The sequence below is a fragment of the Burkholderia sp. 4M9327F10 genome (genome assembly GCF_005503145.1).
Taxonomy (GTDB): domain Bacteria; phylum Pseudomonadota; class Gammaproteobacteria; order Burkholderiales; family Burkholderiaceae; genus Paraburkholderia.
In genome coordinates this window covers 39,593-61,437 of sequence record NZ_SCNV01000052.1, presented here as the reverse complement: position 1 = coordinate 61,437, position 21,845 = coordinate 39,593, and the positions used below count along the sequence as shown (strand labels likewise).

20 protein-coding genes are annotated in these 21,845 nt (G+C 64.4%); 16 read left to right on the top strand and 4 right to left on the bottom strand.

Going from position 1 to position 21,845, the window contains the following annotated elements; translation table 11 throughout:
- The 12 genes from FFS45_RS32080 to FFS45_RS32025 all read left to right on the top strand — a co-directional run.
- On the top strand, positions 1-2,476 hold a 2,476-nt coding region (locus FFS45_RS32080), incomplete at its 5' end, for a FimV/HubP family polar landmark protein (protein WP_137958660.1).
- On the top strand, positions 2,476-3,297 hold the full coding sequence (truA, locus tag FFS45_RS32075) for a tRNA pseudouridine(38-40) synthase TruA (protein ID WP_171029810.1): 822 nt from the start codon (positions 2,476-2,478) through the stop codon (positions 3,295-3,297). The genes FFS45_RS32080 and truA, both read left to right, overlap by 1 nt.
- Positions 3,273-4,022 carry a phosphoribosylanthranilate isomerase gene (locus FFS45_RS32070; protein WP_137958659.1) on the top strand — a complete coding sequence of 250 codons (750 nt, stop codon included), beginning with the start codon at positions 3,273-3,275 and terminating at the stop codon, positions 4,020-4,022. The genes truA and FFS45_RS32070 overlap by 25 nt, the downstream gene beginning before the upstream one ends.
- A 59-nt stretch (positions 4,023-4,081) precedes the next feature.
- Positions 4,082-5,275: a tryptophan synthase subunit beta gene (gene trpB, locus FFS45_RS32065; protein ID WP_137958658.1), complete on the top strand. Its 1,194-nt coding sequence runs from the start codon at positions 4,082-4,084 to the stop codon at positions 5,273-5,275.
- A gap of 11 nt (positions 5,276-5,286) precedes the next feature.
- Positions 5,287-6,279, top strand: coding sequence for a site-specific DNA-methyltransferase (locus FFS45_RS32060; RefSeq protein WP_137958657.1), 993 nt, complete (start codon positions 5,287-5,289; stop codon positions 6,277-6,279).
- 106 nt (positions 6,280-6,385) lie between these two features.
- Positions 6,386-7,201 carry a tryptophan synthase subunit alpha gene (gene trpA, locus FFS45_RS32055; protein WP_137958656.1) on the top strand — a complete coding sequence of 272 codons (816 nt, stop codon included), beginning with the start codon at positions 6,386-6,388 and terminating at the stop codon, positions 7,199-7,201.
- 84 nt (positions 7,202-7,285) lie between these two features.
- On the top strand, positions 7,286-8,158 hold the full coding sequence (accD, locus tag FFS45_RS32050) for an acetyl-CoA carboxylase, carboxyltransferase subunit beta (RefSeq protein WP_137958655.1): 873 nt from the start codon (positions 7,286-7,288) through the stop codon (positions 8,156-8,158).
- 247 nt (positions 8,159-8,405) lie between these two features.
- A complete protein-coding gene (gene folC, locus FFS45_RS32045; RefSeq protein ID WP_137958654.1) occupies positions 8,406-9,716 on the top strand; it encodes a bifunctional tetrahydrofolate synthase/dihydrofolate synthase in 1,311 nt (436 codons plus the stop codon).
- Between the two features lie 28 nt (positions 9,717-9,744).
- Entirely contained in the window at positions 9,745-10,638 is an 894-nt protein-coding gene (locus FFS45_RS32040; RefSeq protein WP_137958653.1) for an SPOR domain-containing protein, read from the top strand.
- Positions 10,639-10,645: 7 nt separating this feature from the next.
- Entirely contained in the window at positions 10,646-11,140 is a 495-nt protein-coding gene (locus FFS45_RS32035) for a CvpA family protein (RefSeq protein ID WP_137958652.1), read from the top strand.
- Between the two features lie 103 nt (positions 11,141-11,243).
- Positions 11,244-12,791 carry an amidophosphoribosyltransferase gene (gene purF / locus FFS45_RS32030; RefSeq protein WP_137958651.1) on the top strand — a complete coding sequence of 516 codons (1,548 nt, stop codon included), beginning with the start codon at positions 11,244-11,246 and terminating at the stop codon, positions 12,789-12,791.
- A 321-nt stretch (positions 12,792-13,112) separates the two neighbouring features.
- The gene (locus FFS45_RS32025; protein WP_137958650.1) at positions 13,113-14,303 is read left to right on the top strand and encodes an O-succinylhomoserine sulfhydrylase; all 1,191 of its coding nucleotides are present in this window, start codon (positions 13,113-13,115) and stop codon (positions 14,301-14,303) included.
- A gap of 42 nt (positions 14,304-14,345) precedes the next feature.
- Here the strand turns inward: FFS45_RS32025 and FFS45_RS32020 are convergent, their stop codons facing one another.
- On the bottom strand, positions 14,346-15,137 hold the full coding sequence (locus FFS45_RS32020; RefSeq protein ID WP_137958649.1) for an AraC family transcriptional regulator: 792 nt from the start codon (positions 15,135-15,137) through the stop codon (positions 14,346-14,348).
- A gap of 16 nt (positions 15,138-15,153) precedes the next feature.
- Positions 15,154-15,495: an FKBP-type peptidyl-prolyl cis-trans isomerase gene (locus FFS45_RS32015; RefSeq protein ID WP_090693236.1), complete on the bottom strand. Its 342-nt coding sequence runs from the start codon at positions 15,493-15,495 to the stop codon at positions 15,154-15,156.
- A gap of 267 nt (positions 15,496-15,762) precedes the next feature.
- Between FFS45_RS32015 and FFS45_RS32010 the strand changes: the two genes are divergently transcribed.
- The 3 genes from FFS45_RS32010 (at position 15,763) to FFS45_RS32000 (ending at position 18,815) form a co-directional block, all read left to right on the top strand.
- Positions 15,763-16,521, top strand: a complete 759-nt coding sequence (locus FFS45_RS32010; protein ID WP_137958665.1) for a HAMP domain-containing sensor histidine kinase — start codon at positions 15,763-15,765, stop codon at positions 16,519-16,521.
- Positions 16,522-16,633: 112 nt separating this feature from the next.
- The gene (locus FFS45_RS32005; protein ID WP_137958648.1) at positions 16,634-17,986 is read left to right on the top strand and encodes a hemolysin family protein; all 1,353 of its coding nucleotides are present in this window, start codon (positions 16,634-16,636) and stop codon (positions 17,984-17,986) included.
- A gap of 106 nt (positions 17,987-18,092) precedes the next feature.
- Positions 18,093-18,815 carry a sulfite exporter TauE/SafE family protein gene (locus tag FFS45_RS32000; protein ID WP_137958647.1) on the top strand — a complete coding sequence of 241 codons (723 nt, stop codon included), beginning with the start codon at positions 18,093-18,095 and terminating at the stop codon, positions 18,813-18,815.
- Positions 18,816-18,912: 97 nt separating this feature from the next.
- On the opposite strand, the gene FFS45_RS31995 is transcribed toward FFS45_RS32000, so the two are convergent.
- Both FFS45_RS31995 and FFS45_RS31990 read right to left on the bottom strand, forming a co-directional pair.
- The gene (locus tag FFS45_RS31995; protein WP_249363015.1) at positions 18,913-20,421 is read right to left on the bottom strand and encodes a membrane dipeptidase; all 1,509 of its coding nucleotides are present in this window, start codon (positions 20,419-20,421) and stop codon (positions 18,913-18,915) included.
- Positions 20,422-20,552: 131 nt separating this feature from the next.
- On the bottom strand, positions 20,553-21,209 hold the full coding sequence (locus FFS45_RS31990) for a TetR/AcrR family transcriptional regulator (RefSeq protein WP_137958646.1): 657 nt from the start codon (positions 21,207-21,209) through the stop codon (positions 20,553-20,555).
- 146 nt (positions 21,210-21,355) lie between these two features.
- Here FFS45_RS31990 and FFS45_RS31985 point away from each other — a divergent pair, with 146 nt between their 5' ends.
- Positions 21,356-21,820 (top strand): nuclear transport factor 2 family protein, encoded by a 465-nt coding sequence (locus FFS45_RS31985; protein ID WP_137958645.1) that lies wholly within the window; start codon positions 21,356-21,358, stop codon positions 21,818-21,820.
- Positions 21,821-21,845 lie beyond the last annotated feature (25 nt).

Below are 21,845 nucleotides of genomic sequence, written 5' to 3'. Positions count from 1 at the left end.
GAGTGTGGCCGGTGGCGCGACCGGTAGTGCGACCGGTAGTGCGGCGGCTGCGCTTGGCGCGGCGTCGCAGCCTGCTGCCGTGCAGGCGAATGCTGCCAGTGCCGCTGCGCACGCCGCTCCGGCTTTCGCCGCGATGGCAAGCGCGCCGCTGCAGGCGAGTTCGGCGACCGCAGGCGCCGTCGCCAGTGCGCCGGTGTCCGGCAGCGCAAGTGCTACCGCATCTGCCACCGCATCTGCCACGATTGCCACCGGTGCTGTGACGGGCGCGGCCTCTTCGCCCGCCGACGCGGCGGCTGCATCCGGGTCCGCTGCGGTGCCGGCATCGGCAGCAAGCGGCGCGCATGTATGGACGGGGGCGATCCAGTCTTCAGCGAGTGCGCCGGCCGCGGGTGCGTCGGCGTCGCCATCCGCTGCCGCGCCGGTTGCGCAGGCTCCGGCTCAGGTCTCCAGTTTGCAGCAATTGCTGGCCCTCAAAAGCCGCGTGCTGATGGAGTTGCAGAAGCACGGCATCGGCGGCAAGCCCGCACAGCCTTCCCAGGTGGGTGCCGCGGCGCCGGCGGCTGGCCAAAGCGGTGCGTCCGCCGGCTCCGGGTTGCAAGGCAACGCCGCAGCGGCGAACTCACATGCTGCCGCTGGCGGCTTCGAGCTGTCGCCGGTGAATATCGGCTTTGCTGCGGCAATTGGCGCTGCTGCGGTTGCCTTGTTGGCCGCCTTGGGAATGCGCCGGCGGAAGAGTCGCGTAGAGGCGACGGCCGTTACGCCGCAAGCTGAGGAGATGGCGCCCCCTGAAACCGTGATGGCGCGGGATAACGTGGCGCCGCACGAGGATGCGGGTGCTCATGAGCCCCCCGCTGCCGCTCCGTACCCGGCACCAGAGGCGGCTGTGACTGGTGGAGTGGCGTACGAAGTGGCGGCGCGAGAGGCGGCGGAGCGAGAAGCTGCGGAGCATGAAGCGGCGGTACGTGAGGCAGCAGCAAAAGAGGCAGCGGCACACGAGGCAGCGGCACACGAGGCAGCGGCGCACGAGGCAGCGGCGCACGAGGCAGCGGCGCACGAGGCAGCGGCGCACGAGGCAGCGGCGCACGAGGCAGCGGCGCACGAGGCAGCGGCGCACGAGGCAGCGGCACACGAGGCAGCGGCACACGAGGCAGCGGCACACGAGGCAGCGGCACACGAGGCAGCGGCACACGAGGCAGCGGCACACGAGGCAGCGGCACGCGAGGCAGCAGCACGCGAGGCAGCAGCACACGAGGCAGCAGCGCGGGAAGCAGCAGCGCAAGAAGCATCAGCGCAAGAAGCGGCCGCCCGCGAAGCGGCAGCCCAGCAAGCAGCAGAACGTGAAGCAGCAGAATCGGCCGAACGCGAAGCCGCTGCCGGCGAAGCTGCACTCCACGGCTCGTCCGAACTTCCGTCCTTCCCCGCATTCGAGCCGAATTGGGAGACGGAGAGTCGGCATACCTCCGCGCCGCACCCCATCGAGGACGCTGCGACGGCCGCTGGCCACATCGAGTCTGCAGAACCCGGCTCCGATGCGCTGCCGCCGTCGGCAGAGTTCGCTCCAGGGGCCGAACACGAGGCCCATCAAGCCTCTGTCGAGCCGCACCAATGGAGTCATGCCCCGGCCCATCCGTCCGAGGAAGCTCTCCAACCGCTCGAAAGCTACAACCCACCGCAACCGCAGATCAATTTCGGCGGGACCGCATCGAATGACGAGCCGCAAGCCGAGCCGTCTTTCGGACAGGCTCCGGTGGAGCCGTCCTTCGACCACACATGGGATCAGCAACCGGCCCCCACGCCGCCGCACCACGAGGCGCAGTGGGAGCAGCCGACGCTGCCCGAAGCACTCGAGCCCGCGCCGCATATCGATCCGGCCGCGCACGAACCTGCCGCGCAGCACTTCGCCGACCCCGAGCCGTGGCCTGAGCAGCCGGCAGAGCAGCCATCGGAGCCGCCGACCGCCGTCACCCCGGCCGAACCTCTCGCGGCGAGCGGCTTCCCCCGCGACGCCGTCGACGCCTTCGGCAGTCTCGACATGGCCCTGCCGCCGCGCGCCGAGCCCGCCGCTCCGGTGACGCCGCCAGCCTCCCTATCGACGCAGCCGGTCGTCGAGCCCGAAATTACCTCGCGACAAGCCGTCCCGGCGGAGCCCGCCGAACCCCGCCATGCCGCCGAGGAAATCGCCGCCGGTACGGCGGGTGCGGCGGCGGTCGCCGGGCTGGGCGCGGCACGCTTCGGTGCGCTGAACCTGGATTTCGATCTGGAATTGCCGCCGAGCCCCGCACAGCCATTGCCGACCTTTACACCGCAAGACCTGGTCCGGATTGCGCGCAACAAGCTCGATCTGGCGTCCGAGTACATCGAACTGGGCGATCTGGCCGGCGCACGAGCGCTGATCCATGAGGTCATCGAAGCGAACGACGATGCGACGCGCACTCAGGCGCGCGCGCTGCTGTCGACGCTGGCGCCGCTCTCGTAATGCCCGCCGTGACGCGAATTGCGCTAGGAATCCAGTACGACGGCTCGGCCTTTTGCGGCTGGCAGTCGCAGCCGCATGGCAAGACGGTTCAGGACGCGCTCGAACGGGCGCTGCGCGAGTTTGCGCAGACACCGCTTCCGACCGTGGTGGCCGGCCGCACGGATACCGGCGTGCACGGTCTGGGCCAGGTGGTGCATTTCGACACCGAGCTCGACCGCACGGATTTCTCGTGGGTACGCGGCACCAACGCGTTTCTGCCTAAAACGGTTGCGGTCCAGTGGGCCAAGCCGATGCCGGACACTTTCCATGCGCGTTTTTCGGCGTTCGAGCGAACCTATTACTACGCGCTCTATGTCAACCCGGTGCGCTCGCCCATGCTGGCCGCCCGCGCCGGCTGGGTGCATACGCCGCTCGACGTCGAGGCGATGCGCGCCGCTACCGCCTATCTGATCGGCGAACACGATTTCTCGGCGTTCCGCTCCTCGGAATGCCAGGCGAAGACGCCGGTCAAGCACCTGTACCAGATCGACATCCGCCAGCAGGGCGACTTCATTCACTTCCGCTTTCGCGCCAACGCGTTCCTGCATCACATGGTGCGCAATCTGATGGGCTGTCTGGTGGCCATCGGGCGAGGGCGTTACCCGGCGGCGTGGATGGCCGATGTGCTGGTAAGCCGCGACCGCAATCATGCCGCGCCCACTTTCATGCCCGACGGCCTGTATCTCGCACAGGTGGGCTATCCTCAGGAATTCGCGGTGCCCGCTGCGCAGCCGGGCAGCGTGCCGTGGAGTACCGTATGGACCGAGTCACCGCAACCATGAATTCGACCACCTTGAACCAGCCGGGCGCTATCGGCGCACCTCAGCAGCAGGACGCGACCCAGGCCGCGGCGCCTCATCGAACCCGCATCAAGCTGTGCGGCTTGTCGAGACCCGAGGACGTGGTGCATGCCATCGACCTCGGCGCGGACGCGATTGGGCTCGTGTTCTATCCACCTAGCCCGCGTTCGGTCAACGTCGGTCAGGCGCTCGAACTGGTGCGCGACGTGCCGCCCTTCGTTTCGGTGGTGGGCCTGTTCGCGAACGCCACACCCGACTGGATGAGCGAGGTCGTGAGCAATGTCCCGCTCACCATGCTGCAATTCCATGGCGACGAGACGCCCCGGCAGTGCGAGGCGCTCGCCAGCGTTGCGGGTTTGCCTTGGTTGCGCGCTTTACGGGTTGGGGCTGATACTCAGCAGGCCGATTTGGTAAAATCGGCGCTTAACTATGCAGCAGCCAGCGCTTTTCTGTTCGACACCCATGTTGAAGGCTTTGGCGGCGGCGGGAAGGTTTTCGATTGGTCACTTATTCCAGCAGAGCTCGCGCGTCGGGCCGTTTTGAGTGGTGGGTTGAACGCGCAAAACGTCAGTGATGCGATTCATCGCGTGCGCCCGTACGCGGTCGATGTCTCGAGCGGCATCGAAGTAGCGGGCGCCAAGGGCGTCAAAGATCACGCCCGGATGGCGGCGTTCGTACGCGCAGTGCGCGCGGCGGACGCAGAGTGATTCCGCCGGAGCCGGCTTCGTATGAAGCGGCCCGGCACACTGAGAAGAGTGACATCGTCATGTATAACTTGCCCGATGAACGAGGCCATTTCGGCCAATTTGGCGGCGTGTTCGTCGCTGAAACGCTGGTTCACGCACTCGACGAGCTGCGCGAAGCCTACGAAAAATTCCAGAAAGACCCCGAGTTCGTCGCCGAATATGAGCGCGAACTGAAGTATTTCGTTGGCCGTCCGTCCCCCATTTATCACGCCCAACGCTGGAGCGAACTGCTCGGCGGTGCTCAGGTGTTCCTCAAGCGTGAGGACCTGAATCACACGGGTGCCCACAAGATCAACAACGTGATTGGCCAGGCTTTGCTTGCGAAGCGCATGGGCAAGCCGCGCGTGATCGCGGAGACCGGCGCAGGCCAGCACGGCGTGGCTACCGCGACCATCGCCGCGCGCTTCGGCATGGAGTGCGTGGTCTACATGGGCTCGGAAGACGTGCGCCGCCAGGCCGCCAACGTCTACCGCATGAAACTGCTCGGCGCCACCGTCGTGCCGGTCGAGTCCGGTTCCAAGACGCTGAAAGACGCGCTTAACGAAGCGATGCGCGACTGGGTCACCAACGTCGAAAACACCTTCTACATCATCGGCACGGTGGCGGGTCCGCATCCGTATCCGATGATGGTGCGCGATTTCCAGCGCGTGATCGGCGACGAGTGCAAGGTGCAGATGCCTGAACTGGTTGGCCGTCAGCCGGATGCGGTGATCGCGTGCGTGGGCGGTGGATCGAACGCGATGGGCATCTTTTACCCGTATATCGACGACAAAGACGTGCAGTTGATCGGTGTTGAGGCAGCGGGTGACGGCCTCGAGACGGGTCGCCACGCGGCCTCGCTGATCGGCGGCAGTCCCGGCGTGCTGCACGGCAACCGCACCTATCTGCTGCAGGACGAAAACGGTCAGATCATCGAGACGCATTCGGTTTCGGCAGGTCTCGACTATCCGGGCGTCGGCCCCGAGCACGCCTGGCTGCACGAAAGCGGTCGTGCGCAATACGTCGGCATTACCGACGAAGAAGCGCTGAAGGCGTTCCACGACTGCTGCCGGATCGAAGGCATCATTCCGGCGCTCGAATCGAGCCATGCGCTGGCCTACGCGGCCAAACTCGCGCCGACCTTGCCGAAGGACAAGTGCCTTCTGGTGAACCTGTCGGGCCGCGGCGACAAGGACATGCACACGGTCGCTGAGCGATCGGGTATCAAGTTCTGAGCGCCGCGACGATGCGCGACGAGTTCGACGAGCCGCAACCGGCAATCGACGGCACCGAAGCGGAGACGGTCGAGGCCACCATGGCCCCGGCCGAAACAGCTCAGGCCGCGGTGGCTCACGCCGCGACGGCCCAGGCCGAAATGGCCGAGGCGCCTGCATCTGCGTCTTCGGCTGCCGCTGCCGCTGCTTTACCCGTGGTGCCTGCCGGCATCCAGCTCTTGAACCGCGATTTTCTGACCGATGTGGCGAACCTGCCGGATGGTTCGATCGACCTGATTCTTGCCGACCCGCCGTATGGGCTCGGCAAAGACTACGGCAACGACTCCGATATGCGCTCGGGCGACGACTTTGTCGCCTGGACGCGTAGCTGGCTCGAGCTGGCGATCCCGAAGCTCAAGCCGTCCGGTTCGCTGTATATCTTTTGCACGTGGCAGTACGCGCCGGAAATCTTCTGCTTCCTGAAGACGCGTCTGACGATGGTCAACGAGATCATCTGGGACCGGCGCGTGCCGAGCATGGGCGGCACTACCCGCCGCTTCACGTCCGTGCACGACAACATCGGCTTCTTCGCGGTGTCGAAGGATTACTACTTCGATCTCGATCCCGTCCGCATCCCGTACGATGCCGCCACGAAGAAGGCGCGTTCGCGTAAGTTGTTCGAGGGCAGCAAGTGGCTCGAGCTTGGCTATAATCCGAAGGATGTCTGGTCGGTATCGCGACTGCATCGGCAACACGCCGAACGCGTCGACCATCCGACCCAGAAACCTCTGGAAATCGTCGAGCGCATGGTGCTCGCGAGCTGCCCGCCGGGCGGCCGCGTGCTTGACCCGTTCATGGGCAGCGGCACTACCGCAGTCGCTTGCGCACGTCAGAAGCGCGAATTCGTCGGCTATGAAATCAATGAAAGTTACTGCGCGATAGCGCGCGAACGCGTCAGCGCGGCCGCGCAGGCTGCGCCCAACGAAACCGTCGCGCCCGTGGCGTCTGTGGCTGCTGAAACCTGAGTCAGGCGCTTTTCGGTGCCGAATAGCATCGAAATGCGCAAGAACATGGCTCAAATAGCAGCGAACCGCAACAAACGCGCAGCTAACCATTTTCGAGAATATTTCCATGTCCCGTATCAAGAACACGTTTGCAGCATTGGCTGCGCAGGGCAAGAAAGGGCTGATCCCGTTCATGACGGCTGGCGATCCGGACCCGGCTCGCACCGTCGAATTCATGCACGCGCTGGCCGCGGGCGGCGCGGATGTCATCGAACTCGGCGTGCCGTTCTCCGATCCGATGGCCGACGGCCCGGTGATCCAGGCGTCGTCGGAGCGCGCGCTGGCGCATGGCGTTTCACTGCGCCACGTGCTGGCCGATGTGAAGCAGTTCCGCGAGCGCAATGACAAGACGCCGGTGGTGCTGATGGGCTACGCCAACCCGATCGAGCGGATGGGCATTGAAGCATTCGCCGCAGCCGCCAAAGACGCCGGCGTGGACGGTGTGCTGGTGGTGGACTATCCGCCCGAAGAGTCCGTGATTTTCGCGGAAAAGATGCGATCTGCCGGTATCGATCCGATCTTCCTGCTGGCGCCCACTTCGACCGACGAACGCATTGCGGAAGTGGGCAAAATCGCCAGTGGCTACGTCTATTACGTGTCGCTCAAGGGGGTCACCGGAGCGGCAAATCTGGACGTTTCCAGCATCGCGGGTAAAATCCCGGCCATCAAGTCGCGCGTCCCCCTGCCGGTGGGCGTCGGTTTTGGCATCCGGGACGCCCAGACGGCGCGCTCGGTGGCCGAAGTCTCCGATGCCGTCGTGATCGGCAGCCGTATCGTTCAATTGCTCGAAAAAGCCGCGCCGGAGACGGCCGCCGAGACGCTCACGCGTTTCGTCGCGGAAATCCGCGAGGCGCTCGACAGCATTGGTGCGACCGCCCGATAACCGTTACTTTTTGTCTGCTGTAGGCTTGGCGGCGGGGTTTTGTCCCCGCCGTCGTGCGTACTGAGGACCCTGGAAGGAATCAACATGAGCTGGCTCGACAAGCTGCTGCCGCCCAAAATCAAGCAAACCGATCCGAAAAACCGTAAAGGGATTCCGGAAGGCCTGTGGATCAAGTGCCCGTCGTGCGAAGCGGTGCTGTACCGCAACGACGTCGAGGCCAATCTGCACGTGTGCCCGAAGTGCGACCACCACATGCGCATTGGTGCGCGTGAGCGCCTCGACGGCCTGCTCGATCCGGAAGGCCGCTACGAAATCGGCCAGGAAATCGTGCCGGTTGACGCGCTCAAGTTCAAGGACAGCCGCAAGTACCCGGATCGCCTGAAAGAGGCGATGGAAGAAACCGACGAAACCGACGCCATGGTCGTCATGGGCGGCGCGATTCACACGCTGCCGTGCGTGGTCGCCTGCTTCGAGTTCTCGTTCATGGGCGGCTCGATGGGTTCGGTGGTCGGCGAGCGCTTCGCACGCGGCGCGCAGAACGCGCTCGAGCAGCAAGTGCCGTTCATCTGCTTCACCGCTTCGGGCGGCGCACGGATGCAGGAAAGCCTGTTGTCGCTGATGCAGATGGCCAAAACCACCGCCATGCTGACCAAGCTCTCCGACGCCAAGCTGCCGTTCATCTCCGTGCTGACCGACCCGACCATGGGCGGCGTCTCGGCGAGCTTTGCGTTCCTCGGCGACGTGGTGATCGCGGAACCGAAGGCGCTGATCGGCTTTGCCGGCCCGCGCGTGATCGAGCAAACCGTGCGCGAAAAACTGCCGGAAGGATTCCAGCGTGCCGAATTCCTGCTGACAAAGGGCGCGATTGACATGATCATCGACCGTCGTAAGCTGCGTGAAGAGATTGCCCGTTTGATGGCGCTGATGTCGCGCCAGCCGGCTGACGCGGTGGCCTAAGCCTAAGCAGGCGGGCATAAAAGCCAGTCAGCCAGGTCAGCCGGCCTGGCCAGCGCAAGCGCCCAGCGCCGAACAAGCCTTGATGCCGTGCCCTGGAGGCATGGCAGAGGCATGGCAGAAGCGCGGCAGCAGCACAACAGAGTAAAAAGCAGCGCGCCGCGAGAGGTCATCAAGCGGCGCGCTGTCATTTCCAGGATAATCGCGGTCTCCCGCGTAATCTCGCATCACCGCTTAACCGACGTATCCGATGACCACATTCCCCACTCTCGACGCGTGGCTCACGCACCTCGAATCCGCGCATCCGGTCGGTATCGACATGGGGCTCACGCGGATCAGCAAGGTGCGCGACGCGCTGCAACTGTCCTTCGACTGTCCGGTGATCACGGTAGGCGGCACCAACGGCAAGGGCTCGACGTGCGCGATCCTCGAAACGATCCTGCTGCGTGCCGGTTACCGGGTGGGCTGCCACACGTCCCCGCATCTGCTCACGTTCAACGAGCGGGCGCGGGTGAACGGCGAGGTGGCGAGCGACGCAGATCTGCTGCCGCATTTCGCAGCGGTCGAAGCGGCGCGCCTGAGCCTCGCAGAGCCGGTCTCGCTGACCTACTTCGAATTCACGACGCTGGCGATCATGCATCTGTTCGCTTCGCGTGGGCTGGATGCGCTGATTCTAGAGGTGGGCCTCGGTGGGCGCCTCGACGCGGTCAATATCCTCGACGCCGATTGCGCGATCATCACGAGCATCGACATCGATCACACCGAGTACCTCGGCGATACGCGCGAGAAGATCGCGTTTGAGAAAGCCGGCATCTTCCGTGCGGGCAGGCCGGCGATCTGCGCCGACCCCATGCCGCCGCAGACCCTGATTGACCATGCGGAGTCTATCGGCGCCGATCTATGGCTCTTCGGCCGCGATTTCCGCTACGAGGGCCAGGCGGGCAGCGAGCGCCAGCAGTGGAGCTACGTGGGCCGCACGCTGCGCCGCTCGGCGCTTGCGTATCCGGCGCTGCGGGGCGCGAACCAGCTCATCAATACCTCGGCCGCCCTGGCCGGCCTCGAAGCCTTGCGCGACCGTCTGCCGGTCTCTGCGCAGGACATTCGCCTCGGCCTGGCGAATGTCGAACTGGCGGGCCGCTTCCAAGTGCTCCCGGGGAAGCCGTCCGTGGTCCTCGACGTCGGCCACAACCCGCATGCCGCTGCGGTTCTGGCGCAGAATCTCGGCAACATGGGCTATTTTCCGTACACGTACGCGGTTTTTGGCGCGATGCACGACAAGGACATCGCGGGTGTGATCGAGCATCTGAAGGGCGAAGTCGCCCACTGGTGCGTGACCGACCTGCCGAGCCCGCGCGCGGCATCTGCGGAGTTTCTCGAAACGACCCTGCGCGAGTGCGGCGTAACCGATGGCCCGGATAGCAGCGTCACGCGCTTCGCGTCGCCAGCCGAGGCTTTTCAAGACGCGCTAAAACGCGCCTCGGAGAATGATAGAATCGTGGTTTTCGGCAGTTTCTATACGGTAGCCGGCGTAATGGCCTATCGTAAATCGCAGCAACACTGAACGGGCGCCAGCTCGAACCAAGCGATTCATGGGAATTTTCTCGTTCGGCAAGAAAGACGATACGCCTACCCGGCGTGGCGCAAATACCGGTTCCACCCGGGCCGCCCGTGGCGAGCGCGTGGAGCGGCGAACCCGCCGCACGGAACGGCCTGACGCCGATGCGATGTTGCTCGACCCTACGCTGCCGGAAAAGCAGCGTGCGCGCCGCCGCCTGGTTGGCGCCATCGCGATGGTGGTCGCAGCCGTGGTGATCCTGCCCATGGTGCTGGATTCGCATCCCAAGCCGGTTACTGACGATATCTCGATCGATATTCCCAACCGTCCGGCTCCCAAAGCGGCTGCCGACGATGAAGACACCCAGGCAGGTGTCGCACCCGATAATCCGGCCCCAGATAGCGCGAGCAGCGCCCTCGCGGCTTCCGGCGTAGCTCCGGCTCCGGCAGCGCCTGCCACGGCGAATGCGACGACGCAGCAGGGCACCACCGCCGCAGCGGCGCAGGCTGGCAAGAGCAGCAAGTCGCAAGCGCCCGCCGTCGCCGCGAATCCGGCACCCGCTCCGGCCAGGCCTGTGAAAGTGACGCCCGCGCCGACCCAAAGCGCGGCCAACACGACCGCTACCCCGGGCAACACAGATGCAGCCGCCGCAGATGCCGATTCCGGCACACCGGCCTCGCCGCCGGGCAGCCGCTTCGCGGTGCAACTGGGTTCGTTCCCGGACGACGCCAGCGCAAAGACCTGGGCAGCCAAGTTGAAAGCGGCCGGCGTGCCCGCATATACCGAACGTAGGAAGCAGGCCGACGGCACGATGCGTACGCTATTGCGCGCGGGCCCGTTCGCCGACCGCGCCGCCGCATCGGACGCCATCGCGAAGGTCCGCGAAGCCGGCCTGACGTCGGGTTCGAACAACGGCTCGGCGCAGTAAGTCAGCGATGTTCACTGCCTTCGACTACGCTGTAATGGCGGTGATCGGTTTGTCGGCCCTGCGGGGCACCTGGCGCGGGTTCTTGTCTGAGATATTCGGGCTGATCGGCTGGGTGGCGGCGTTTTTCGTGGCCTGCTATTTCGTCGGTTATGTGGTGCCGTATATGCCGGCCAAGTGGCCCGGCGGCGCCCTGACTCAATGGCTGCTGGCGTTTGCCCTGCTGGTGATTGGCGTGATGCTGGTGGTCGGTGTGGCCAACGCGCTGCTGAGCCGGCTCGTGCAGGCATCCGGTTTGAGCGGCGTGGACCGCTCGCTGGGTTTGATGTTTGGCCTCGTCCGCGGGGTCATCCTGGTGCTGATTCTGGTCGCCCTCGCAGGCCTGACCGAACTGCCCCAGCAGGAATTCTGGCGCAACGCCTTGCTGCGGCCCTACGCGGTCCAGGGCGTGCACGAACTGAAACCGCTGCTTCCCGAGACGCTCGCAGCCTACGTCCACGTGTGACGAGGCGGGCGGTCAAGCAGAAGCACGCAGGACACCGGCGTGACCCGGATGCTTCCCCGGCACCGGCCGCCGTTACGAATTTCGTACCTTTGAAGGACATGCCATGTGCGGCATCGTAGGCGTAGTTTCCCAGTCCCCGGTCAATCAGTTGATCTATGACAGCCTGCTGCTTCTGCAGCACCGCGGTCAGGACGCAGCAGGCATTGCGACGGCGAACGGCAGTAATTTCCACATGCATAAGGCTAACGGCATGGTGCGCGACGTGTTCCGCACGCGCAACATGCGTAGCCTCCCTGGCACCAGCGGTATCGGCCAGGTGCGCTATCCGACGGCCGGTTCCGCGTCGAGCGAAGAAGAAGCCCAGCCGTTCTACGTGAACGCGCCGTTCGGCATCATCCTCGCGCACAACGGCAACCTGACCAACTGGCAGCAACTGAAAGACGAGATGTTCCGCGTCGATCGCCGCCACATCAACACCAACTCCGACACCGAAGTGCTGCTCAACGTGCTCGCGCATGAACTGCAGCTCTCCTGCTCCGGCCTGCAACTCGACCCGGCTGCCGTGTTCAAGGCAGTCTCGGGCGTGCATCGCCGCGTGCACGGCTCGTATGCGATCGTTTCGCTGATCGCCGGTTACGGCCTGCTTGCTTTCCGCGACCCGTTCGGCATTCGCCCGCTGTGCATTGGCAAGCAGGAAACGGCGCATGGCGTCGAATGGATGGTGGCGTCGGAATCGGTGGCGATTGAAGGTATCGGCTTCGAGTTCGTGCGCGATGTGGCGCCCGGCGAAGCGGTCTTTATCGACATCGAAGGCAATCTGCATTCGCAGCAATGCGCGCCCAGCGCCAGCCTGAACCCGTGCATCTTCGAACTCGTGTACCTCGCGCGTCCGGACTCGGTGCTCGACGGCGTGCCGGTCTACAACGTGCGTCTGCGCATGGGCGATTACCTGGCCGAGAAGATCCGCCGCGAACTGCCGGATGTGCCGATTGACGTGGTGATGCCGATTCCCGATTCGTCGCGCCCCGCTGCCATGCAGGTCGCCAAGAAGCTGGGCGTCGAGTACCGTGAAGGCTTCTTCAAGAACCGTTACGTGGGCCGCACCTTCATCATGCCGGGCCAGGCGATGCGCAAGAAGTCGGTGCGCCAGAAGCTCAACGCGATGGCCATCGAATTCAAGGGCAAGAACGTGCTGATCGTGGACGACTCGATCGTGCGCGGCACCACCTCGCATGAAATCGTGCAGATGGCGCGCGACGCCGGCGCGAACAAAGTGATCTTCGCTTCGGCAGCGCCGCCGGTGAAATTCCCGAACGTTTACGGTATCGACATGCCGACGCGCGGCGAACTCGTCGCTCACGGCCGCACGGATGACGAAGTCGCGCGCATGATTGGCGCGGATCACCTCGTGTACCAGGACGTCGACGCGCTCAAGCAGGCCGTGCGCGACATCAACCCGGCGCTCAAGGAATTCGAAGCGTCGTGCTTCGACGGCAATTACATCACCGGCGACGTGACGACCGAGTACCTCGACCGCATCGAAACGGCGCGTCTCGCCCCGTCCGCGCAATCGGACCGCGACGCTGCCAGCGAAGCGCTGGAAGGCGGCGCCGCGCGCTCGCAACTGCATCTGCAGTTGTCGGTGGAGTAAAGGCGCATCGAGGAGGGTGGCGCGTGCCGGCCGTGCACGCCGCGCGCCACGCGTGTTAGGATGATGGCTTGCGTCGATTTGATCTCAGCTTGCGGACGCGGGGCAACCCAAAACAGCTAAAGCGAACGGTGGAAATGTCGTAACTGTCCGCCGCCGCTCCAGCTTTCCCCCGCACATGAAGCCCGCTTATGCCGACGCAAAGCGGGCTTTTTTGTTGCCGGCGCGTTCGATGTTCAGCCTGACGGCGAACCTCGAGCGCTTTGCGCCGGTCTGGAAAACGTGCAACACGTGACACACGTGGAAAATGGAACTAGAACCAACATGGACGACTCCCTGAACTTCGACACCCTCGCGGTCCGCTCGGGCACGCTGCGCAGCGACTTCAACGAGCATTCGGAAGCGATCTTCCTGACGTCGAGCTTTGTGTTTGCAAGCGCCGCCGACGCCGCCGAGCGCTTCAAGAATTCCGAAGACTATTACACGTACTCGCGCTTCACGAACCCGACTGTCACGATGTTCCAGGACCGTCTGGCCGCGCTCGAAGGCGGTGAGGCATGCATGGCGACGGCCTCGGGCATGAGCGCGATCATGTCGGTGGTGATGTCGGCACTGCAGGCGGGCGATCACCTCGTGAGCTCGCAGAGTCTGTTCGGTTCGACGCTCGGCATGTTCTCGCAGATCTTCAGCAAGTTCGGCATTACGACCACGTTTGTCGATCCGACCAATCTGGATGCCTGGAAAAACGCCGTGCGGCCCGAGACAAAGATGTTCTTCCTCGAAACGCCGTCGAATCCGTTGACCGAAATCGCGGATATCGAGGCGATCGGCAAGATTGCGAAGGCATCGAATGCACTGTTCGTGGTCGACAACTGTTTCTGCAGCCCGGCGCTGCAACAGCCGCTGAAACTCGGCGCGGATGTCGTCATGCACTCGGCCACCAAGTTCCTCGACGGCCAGGGCCGTGTGCTGGGCGGGGCGCTGGTCGGCTCGAAGCAGTTCATTATGGAGAAGGTGTTTCCGTTCGTGCGCAGCGCCGGGCCGACCTTGTCCGCGTTCAATGCCTGGGTGCTGCTCAAGGGCATGGAAACGTTATCGCTGCGGGTCGAAAAGCAGTCGGACAACGCGCTGGAAATCGCTCGCTGGCTGGAAGCGCATCCCGCTGTGAATCGTGTGTTTTATCCGGGCCTGGAGTCGCACCCGCAGTACGAGATTGCGAAACGTCAGCAGAAAGCGGGCGGCGCGATTGTCTCGTTCGAGCTGAAGGGCGACACACCTGAAGCGCAACGCGCGAACGCATGGCGTGTGATCGATAGCACGAAGATCTGCTCGATCACCGGGAACCTCGGTGATACGCGTACCACGATCACTCATCCGGCCACCACCACGCACGGCCGCATTACGCCGGAAGCGCGCGCCGCGGCGGGCATCACGGAAGGGCTGATTCGTCTGGCGGTTGGGCTGGAGAATGCGGGCGATATCCGCAATGATCTGGCGCGCGGTCTGGCGGGTTAATTCTTGGCTAAGCCCTAAGCGGCCGCCCAAGTCGCAATCGGGTCAGTGGCGCACTGCGCGCCATTGGCCCGGCGCGAGGCCGAAACGCCGCGTAAAGGCGTGCGTATAGGCGCTCTGATCGCCGAAGCCCACTTCAAGCGCAATCTCGGTCAGCGAGCGCCGCGGATCGGCGAGCAACGTGATGGAAATATCGAGCCGTAGACGCTGCAGATAGCGATGCGGCGTCTCACCGAACGCTTCAATGAACAACTGATGAAAACGCCGCATGCCGAAGCCGCAATGCGCGGCAAGATCGGCAATGCGCAGCGGTTCCGACAAATGCGCGCGCAGCCAGCGGTCGATACGCGCGAAGTCGAGACCGGCGCCGGGCGCCCCATCGAAGCGCGCGGATTGCGTCGTACCGGCATCCTCCAGCATGGCCGCGCACAGACGCGCGGCGGCATCCCAGTGAAAGCGCCGCTTGCTGAGGTCGTCCGCGGTCTGTATGCCACCCGTCGCATGGGCGGCGATGCGATGCACAAGCTGCGTCAGCGATGCATCCACCGTTACCGCCCGCGCCCGCTCGAATAAACGTTCCGGCACCGCCAGCGACGCGGCAGGCAAATCGAGCACCAACTGACGGTTTTCGCCGACGCCCGCATAGTCATGCTGCGCGCCGGCGGGAATCAGCCACGCTGAACCGGAATCGATCTGCTGACCGATTCCGTCCACGGTCATCACCATGGCGCCGTCGAGCCCCAGCACGACCTGATGAAAGTCGTGCACGTCCGACGCTTCGACTGCGCCATAACGGCGCAACGAAACGCAGGGGGCGGTGAGGGCCGCGTGGCTCATCTGCAACCTTACAAACTTAGACGTCGAGCAGTTCGACTTCGAACACCAGCGTCGCATTCGGCGGAATCACGCCGCCTGCACCGCGCACGCCGTAGCCGAGTTGCGGCGGAATCGTCAGCTTGCGCACGCCGCCCACCTTCATGCCCTGTACGCCTTCGTCCCAGCCCTTGATCACCATACCGCCGCCCAGTACGAACGCGAACGGATCGTTACGGTCCTTGCTGGAGTCGAACTTCTGGCCGTCGGTCAGCCAGCCGGTGTAGTGGACGCTGACGGTTTGACCGGCTTTCGCTTCGGCGCCGGTGCCTTCGGTCAGGTCTTCGTATTTGAGGCCGGATTCGGTAGTCACGGTCGACATGGGTTGCTCCTTGAGACAGGTCGTAAAAACCGACATTGTAGGCGTGTTGAGGCGGCATCGCCCAGAACACCTGGGTTCTGCCGGGCCTTCCGGCGCGCGAGCCAGGCGGTATCGCGCACGGACGGCGAACCTGCGTCCTGACTCGCGAGAGAGCGTGCCTATAATGACAGTTCCGTTTATTTCCATGCACCGCCTGAGAGGGCCCAGATCGTGACATCGTCTTCCACCGGAGCCGGCAGCGGCCAGCAGGTCGCTTCCGGTGCCTCCATGTCCGAACGCGCCGAGCGAACCGAACGCACCGCGCATCTGTGCGCGGAGGCTGCGCTGTTCATGCGCGATCACGTTTTGTCGCTCGTATCGCACGACTTGCGCGGTCCGCTGAATGCGATCCATAGCTGGGCATACGTGCTCGAGCGCAAGCTCGACGCCAACGACCCCGCCGCGCAGCGCGCCATCGGCGGCATCCGTAGCGGTGTGGATCAACAGGTCAAGCTGCTGGAGACACTTGTCGATTCGACCCGTGCCGGTACCCGCACCCTCGCGCTCGTGCGCGAGCCGTTTGCGTTGCAGGCTTTGTTCTCGGATTCGGTTGACGAAGTGCGTTCGGGACTCGCGAGGGCGCGCGGCGTTTCGGTGGCATTCGAGTCGGGGTTGTCCACCGAGCAGTTCGGCGGCGACCGCGAGCGTCTCGCGGCGGCGCTATGGTTGATGCTCACGTTTGCGGTCGAAGCGAGCGCAGACGCAGCGAAGGTCACGCTCGCCTCGAGCGTCGACGCCAAAGCATGGCACGCAGTTGTCACCTTCAATGCCGTCCCTGCCGCGCTCGACGATCCGTCCGTGCCGCACCTGCTCGAACCGTTCGCACGCAGTCAGGCGCGCGCGCCGCGCGAAGCGGGCCGGATTGCGTGGGTGCTGGCGCTGTGCAAGCGCGTGGCCGAAGCTCATGGCGGCACCTTCGAACAGAGTGAAATGCCCGAGGGTCAGCCAGCAACGCTTGCACTGCATATCCCGCTCGTCGCGCCCTGAACGGCGCGGGTGGGCAATGTGCCGCGCGGTAGCGCCATTTCATTGTCCGTCAAAAACTTTCACTTTGCTTTCGACTCTATACTGACAACTTTTGTTGCCGGAGCCCATTCTCTTGATTCAGGTCGTCGCCCTTATTGGTGCGTTGTTGCTCGTTGCGCTCAACGGGTTCTTTGTTGCGGCCGAATTCGGCCTCGTGAAGCTGCGGCAGACGCGCGTGCAGAGCCTGGCCGCGCAGCACGGTGTGCGCGGCAAGCTGCTGGCGAAAGTGCACGGGCATCTCGACGCGTATCTCTCGGCGTGTCAGCTCGGCATCACGCTCGCATCGCTGGGCCTTGGCTGGATTGGCGAGCCGGCCTTCGCGGACCTGTTGACGCCGGTATTCCGCGTGCTCGGAATCGAATCGGAGAATCTGATCCACGGCATCTCGCTGTTCTTCGCGTTTTCGTGCATCTCGTTCCTGCATATCGTGGTGGGCGAACTGGCGCCGAAGTCGCTGGCTATCCGCCAGTCCGAGAAGGTTTCGCTGTGGGCCGCCACGCCGCTCTATGGCTTTTACTGGGCCATGTATCCGGCGATCTGGGTGCTCAACACCAGCGCGAACGCGGTACTGCGTCTGGCGGGCCTGACGGCGGACCATGGCGGTGAGGCGCATTACTCCACCGAAGAACTGAAGCTGATCCTGCGTGGCCGCCATGCCAACGTGGCAAGCGGGATGAGTGCGGCCGAAGGCGCCGGGGGTGCCTATAGCCAGGACGAATGGAACACCATTGCGCATTCGCTCGATTTCTCGCGCATGACCGTCTCTGATCTGATGCGGCCGGCCTACGAAATGGTGGGGCTGCGGCGCGACCTGCCCTTGCGCGAGAACATGCAGGTGGTGGCGCGGCACCGCTTCAGCCGCTATCCGCTGTTTGAGGACGGCTCGGGCGAGCGCGTGGCCGGCATGATTCACTTGAAGGACCTGCTGCTGGCGCGTCACGCGGGCAGCACGCTCGACGATCTGTCGAAGTACGTCCGGCCGGTTCAGTACGTGAAGCCCGATATGCCGGCGCTCGAACTGTTCCGGCGCTTTCGCAAGGGCGCGCCGCATATGGCGCTGGTGGGTCATAAGAACGCGGCGCCGATCGGCTTTCTGACGCTCGACAATCTGCTCGGCGCGCTGGTCGGGCAGATTCACGACGAGTTCCGCCAGGGCGACGCCGACTGGACCCGGATGGACGACGGCACGCTGATGGGCAAGGGCAGCTTGCCGGTGGTGTCGCTGGAGCGGGCACTGGGGATCGACATTGACGAAGGCCGCGCCGAATCGGTGGGCGGCCTCGTGATTCAGGCGCTCAACGACCTGCCGACCGAAGGCAAGCGTGTCGAGTTCGATCGCTTCGATATTGTGGTGAAGAAGATGAAGGGGCCGCGCATTCTGCTGGTGCGCGTGTATCCGAAGCGCTTCGATGACGAGGGCGGTTGAGCGGCGCGCAAGCAAGCGCATGGCCCGCGTGCCGCGCCTGCGCGCAGATTTTCACGAGATCGCACCTTCCGGTTAAAATTGTCGCCCTACACCGTCTGGGGGCGACATGGGTTATCTGCTTGTACTGTGCGTAGGGCTGTTGGCGGGCATGCTAAGCGGCGTGATCGGCACAGGCTCGTCGATGATGCTGATGCCCGTGCTCGTTATGCTGTTCGGCCCGCAGCAGGCCGTGCCGATCATGGCGATCGCCGCGATCATGGGCAATCTCGGCAAGATCCTGGCGTGGTGGCGCGAAATCGACTGGCGGGCCTGTGCGGCGTACTGCTCGACCGCGGTACCCGGTGCTGCGCTGGGCGTGCGGACGCTGCTGGCCCTGCCGCCTCATGCCGTTGAACTGGCCCTGGGCCTCTTCTTCCTTGCGATGGTGCCGACCCGCCGTTGGCTCGCGCGCCGCTCCATCCAGTTCTCGCTGTTGCATCTGGCGCTGATCGGCGGCGTGGTCGGGTTCCTGACCGGCATCGTCGTTTCGACCGGCCCGATCACCGTGCCGGTTTTCATGTCGTATGGCCTAGTGAAAGGCGCCTTCCTGGCAACGGAAGCAGCCGGCTCGCTGGCGGTCTACGGCACCAAGGTGGCGGTATTCAGGCACTTTGGCGCGTTGCCGCTGCATGTGGTGCTGGATGGCCTGATTACCGGCTCGGCGCTGATGGCGGGCTCGTTTGCCGCACGCTATGTGGTGCTGCGCATGAGCCCGCGCACTTTCAAACTGGTGGTCGACGGTTTGATGCTGTCGTCGGGACTCTCGCTGTTGTGGGCCGCTGGACGGTAACGGCGGGCGTTGCGCTAACGCGCCGTTTCGCCGCCTTTGCTGCTGGCCAATCGCTCGGTTCGTTCGGTTCGTTCCGTTCGCTCCATTCGTTGCCTCCTCAGCCCACGGAAGCCGCAAACACCCTGCGGTAGTTGCCGCCCAGAACCATCCCCACTTCTTCGTTGCTGAAGCCCGCGGTGAGCAGCGCGTCGGCCAACGCCGGCAATTGCTCGTAGCTGCGGAATACCGGCGGCGAGATGAAGCCGAGCATGTCCGAGCCTAGCCCCACATGCTCGACACCCACCACGTCGGCCATGCGTCGCATGCCGTCCGCCATCCCCTGTAAATCGCGGTACGTTCCCGAACTCGGCCAGACACCGATTACACCGCCTGTATCGGCGATTACGCGTGCGTGCTCCGCTGTAATGAGCCGGCTGCGTTCCTTTGGATGTGCCGATAGTGCCGTATGCGAGAGGATCAGCGGCTTGGTTGTCGTGTCGGCGGCGCGCTTGACCAGGTCGTAAGTGCCATGCGCAACGTCCACGACGATCCCCAACTGATTGCAGCGCCGCACCACGTCCGCGCCGAAGTCGGTGAGGCCGCCATGCACGGGCGGCTCGGTCTGGATGTCGCCGAGTTCGTTGACGCGGTAATGGGTGAGCTGCAGATGACGCAATTGATGCTGCGTATACGCTTCGTCGACGCGATCGAGCCGGCCTTCCAGAAAATCCGCTCCTTCGGAGGCGATGATCACGCAGGGGCCTGCTTTGCTGTTCGTGGCGAGCGACGCCATGTTCGTCACCACCTGCATCTGCTCGCGTTCAATCAGCTCATGCGCGCGCTTGAACTCGGCCTGCCCCAGGGCATATAGTTCGCCATCCTCAGGAGTGCGCCAGGCCTCGATGCGCTTCCTGTCTGCCGTCACGTGGGTGACGGTAGTGTCGGTGACGATGGCGAGGCAGATGACGTTCATGCCGCCTGCTTGCATCGGCGCTGCGAGCGGGAGGAAGGGGCGATTTGCGCCGAGCGCAGGATCGCGCGAAACGGTCACGCGCCCGGCGTGGCTGTGCATGTCGATGGTCAGCGTGTCGGCGGTGCGCCAGGCCGGTGTGCCGTCCGACGTTGCAGCCGCCGATGCCTGGCCGTCGGCGGGCTGAGTGCTTGATGCTGCGCTTGCCGTCGTTGCTCCGGCGTCCTGCTTCTCGGTATAACTGGCAAAGCGTCCGGGCGCGCAAGCCGCGAGACCCAGCGCGGCGCCGGACGCGAGAAACGCACGGCGGCTGGCGCTGCGCGGAGCGCTCTGCACGTCCAGGTCGAGCGCACGCGCGTCGATTAGCTGATAGCGCCAGCCGGCAGGGTCGTCGGTCAGGCGCTCGAGGCGCCCTCTGAAGGTGACGGCCTGCTCTTGCGGCGCGCAGGGCGCGGCAGCAAAAACCTCGATGGACGACAACGGATCACGCGGCAGACAACCGCCGCAGCAAGGGGCGTCCGCTGCCAGCAGAAAGTAATCGGCTTGATCCGCTGTGGGATCGAGCGGGATCATCCAGCCGCATAGATCGACAATTTTGCCGTGCAGTGCATCGGCGTCGCCGGTCCGGATACTCGTCCAGTCAAGGGTCATAGGCATTCCCGCAGTCTCGGTTGCAAGGTGGGCCGTCACAGTCTCTGATTGACGTGTGAAGCGCTGATGAACCGAATATCTGGCTACCTGGCCGCGCGGCGCTCAAGATTGGCACTCTACCGTGCGGCCAGGACCGGTTACTTCGTCGCTGAACTTTTGCGCCCTGCTGGCGCACGGCTTAAGCGCGGCTTACCCGCGGTCAACGCGGCCAAGGTCTGCTCGACGATAGCCAGCGCCTCAGCCTTGAGCGCCTCCGGATCGTGCGCATCCTCGAGCAGCAGCGCCGCCTCACACACCATGCGGCCGATCATGCGTGCTGCGAGGTAAGGGTTTGCCAGCTTCGCTTCGCCCTGCTCCGAGCGTTGGGTCAGTGCCGCAATCAGTAGCGCGTAAGTATGCGCTTCTTCGATCTCCCTGCAACGCACGGCGCCGAGCACGGCGGGCGCGGCTTCGATCACCAGCTGCCGGTAAGCGGGCTCGCTGCAAACCTCAAGAAACGCGCGAATCCCCGCGCTCATGCGCTTGGGCTTCGGCGCTGCCTCCGCTGCAGTCCGCACACGCGTGGCCGCAGCGGTCTGCAGCGACACCACCAGCGCATCGAACAGTTCTGCCTTGTCGCCGAAGTGGTGATAAAACGCCCCGCGCGTTACCCGTGCCTTGCGGGCGATGGCCTCGATACCGACCTGCTGATACCCCTCCGACGTAAACAACTCGCCGGCGGCGATGACCAGCGCTTCGCGCGTGGCGTCGGCGTATTCCTCTCGACGTGTTTTGAAGGGACCGACGTTTTCCATGGGGATTGTATTCAGCGCTTGATTTTTCACCTTCACATCGTAGTATACATTCACAGTGTATGTGAAATTCACTGCGTATGTTGTCGTGATTCATCGTGGCAGATGACGCCCGCGTCGCTTGCCGACGCTCTTTCGGGAGATTTGCAATGACTGGTTCAACGAATACCGATGTGAAGTACGTCCCGCCTTCAGCCGAGCAGTTGCGCAACGCTCGCAGCCTGGTCAGCCGTTTCGCCGAGCGCTGGAGCCAGCCCACCGCAGATGATCTGCGCGAGTTGATGCATGCCGACACCCGCAACCTGATCCCGCCCATGACCGTGCCTGCGGATCGGGAAGGCGTGGTCGAACACTTCAGGCAGGTGCTGAATCAACTACCGGATCTGAAAGTGGAGGTACTGCAATGGGCGCCGACCGGCGATGCCGTGCTGGTCGAGTGGCGCGCGTCAGCGAAGGTGGCGGGCGAGGCGCTTGAATGGCAGGGTGTCGACCGCTTCAATATTCGCGGCGATCGCATGTATCAGGGGCAGGTGTACTGGGACACGCGCCGGGTGGCCGAGCAGGTGGCGGATGCGGTCCGGCGCGCGAGCGAACGAGGCGCCGCGGCCTCGTGACCGTAGGAAAATGGGGGCTGCCGGG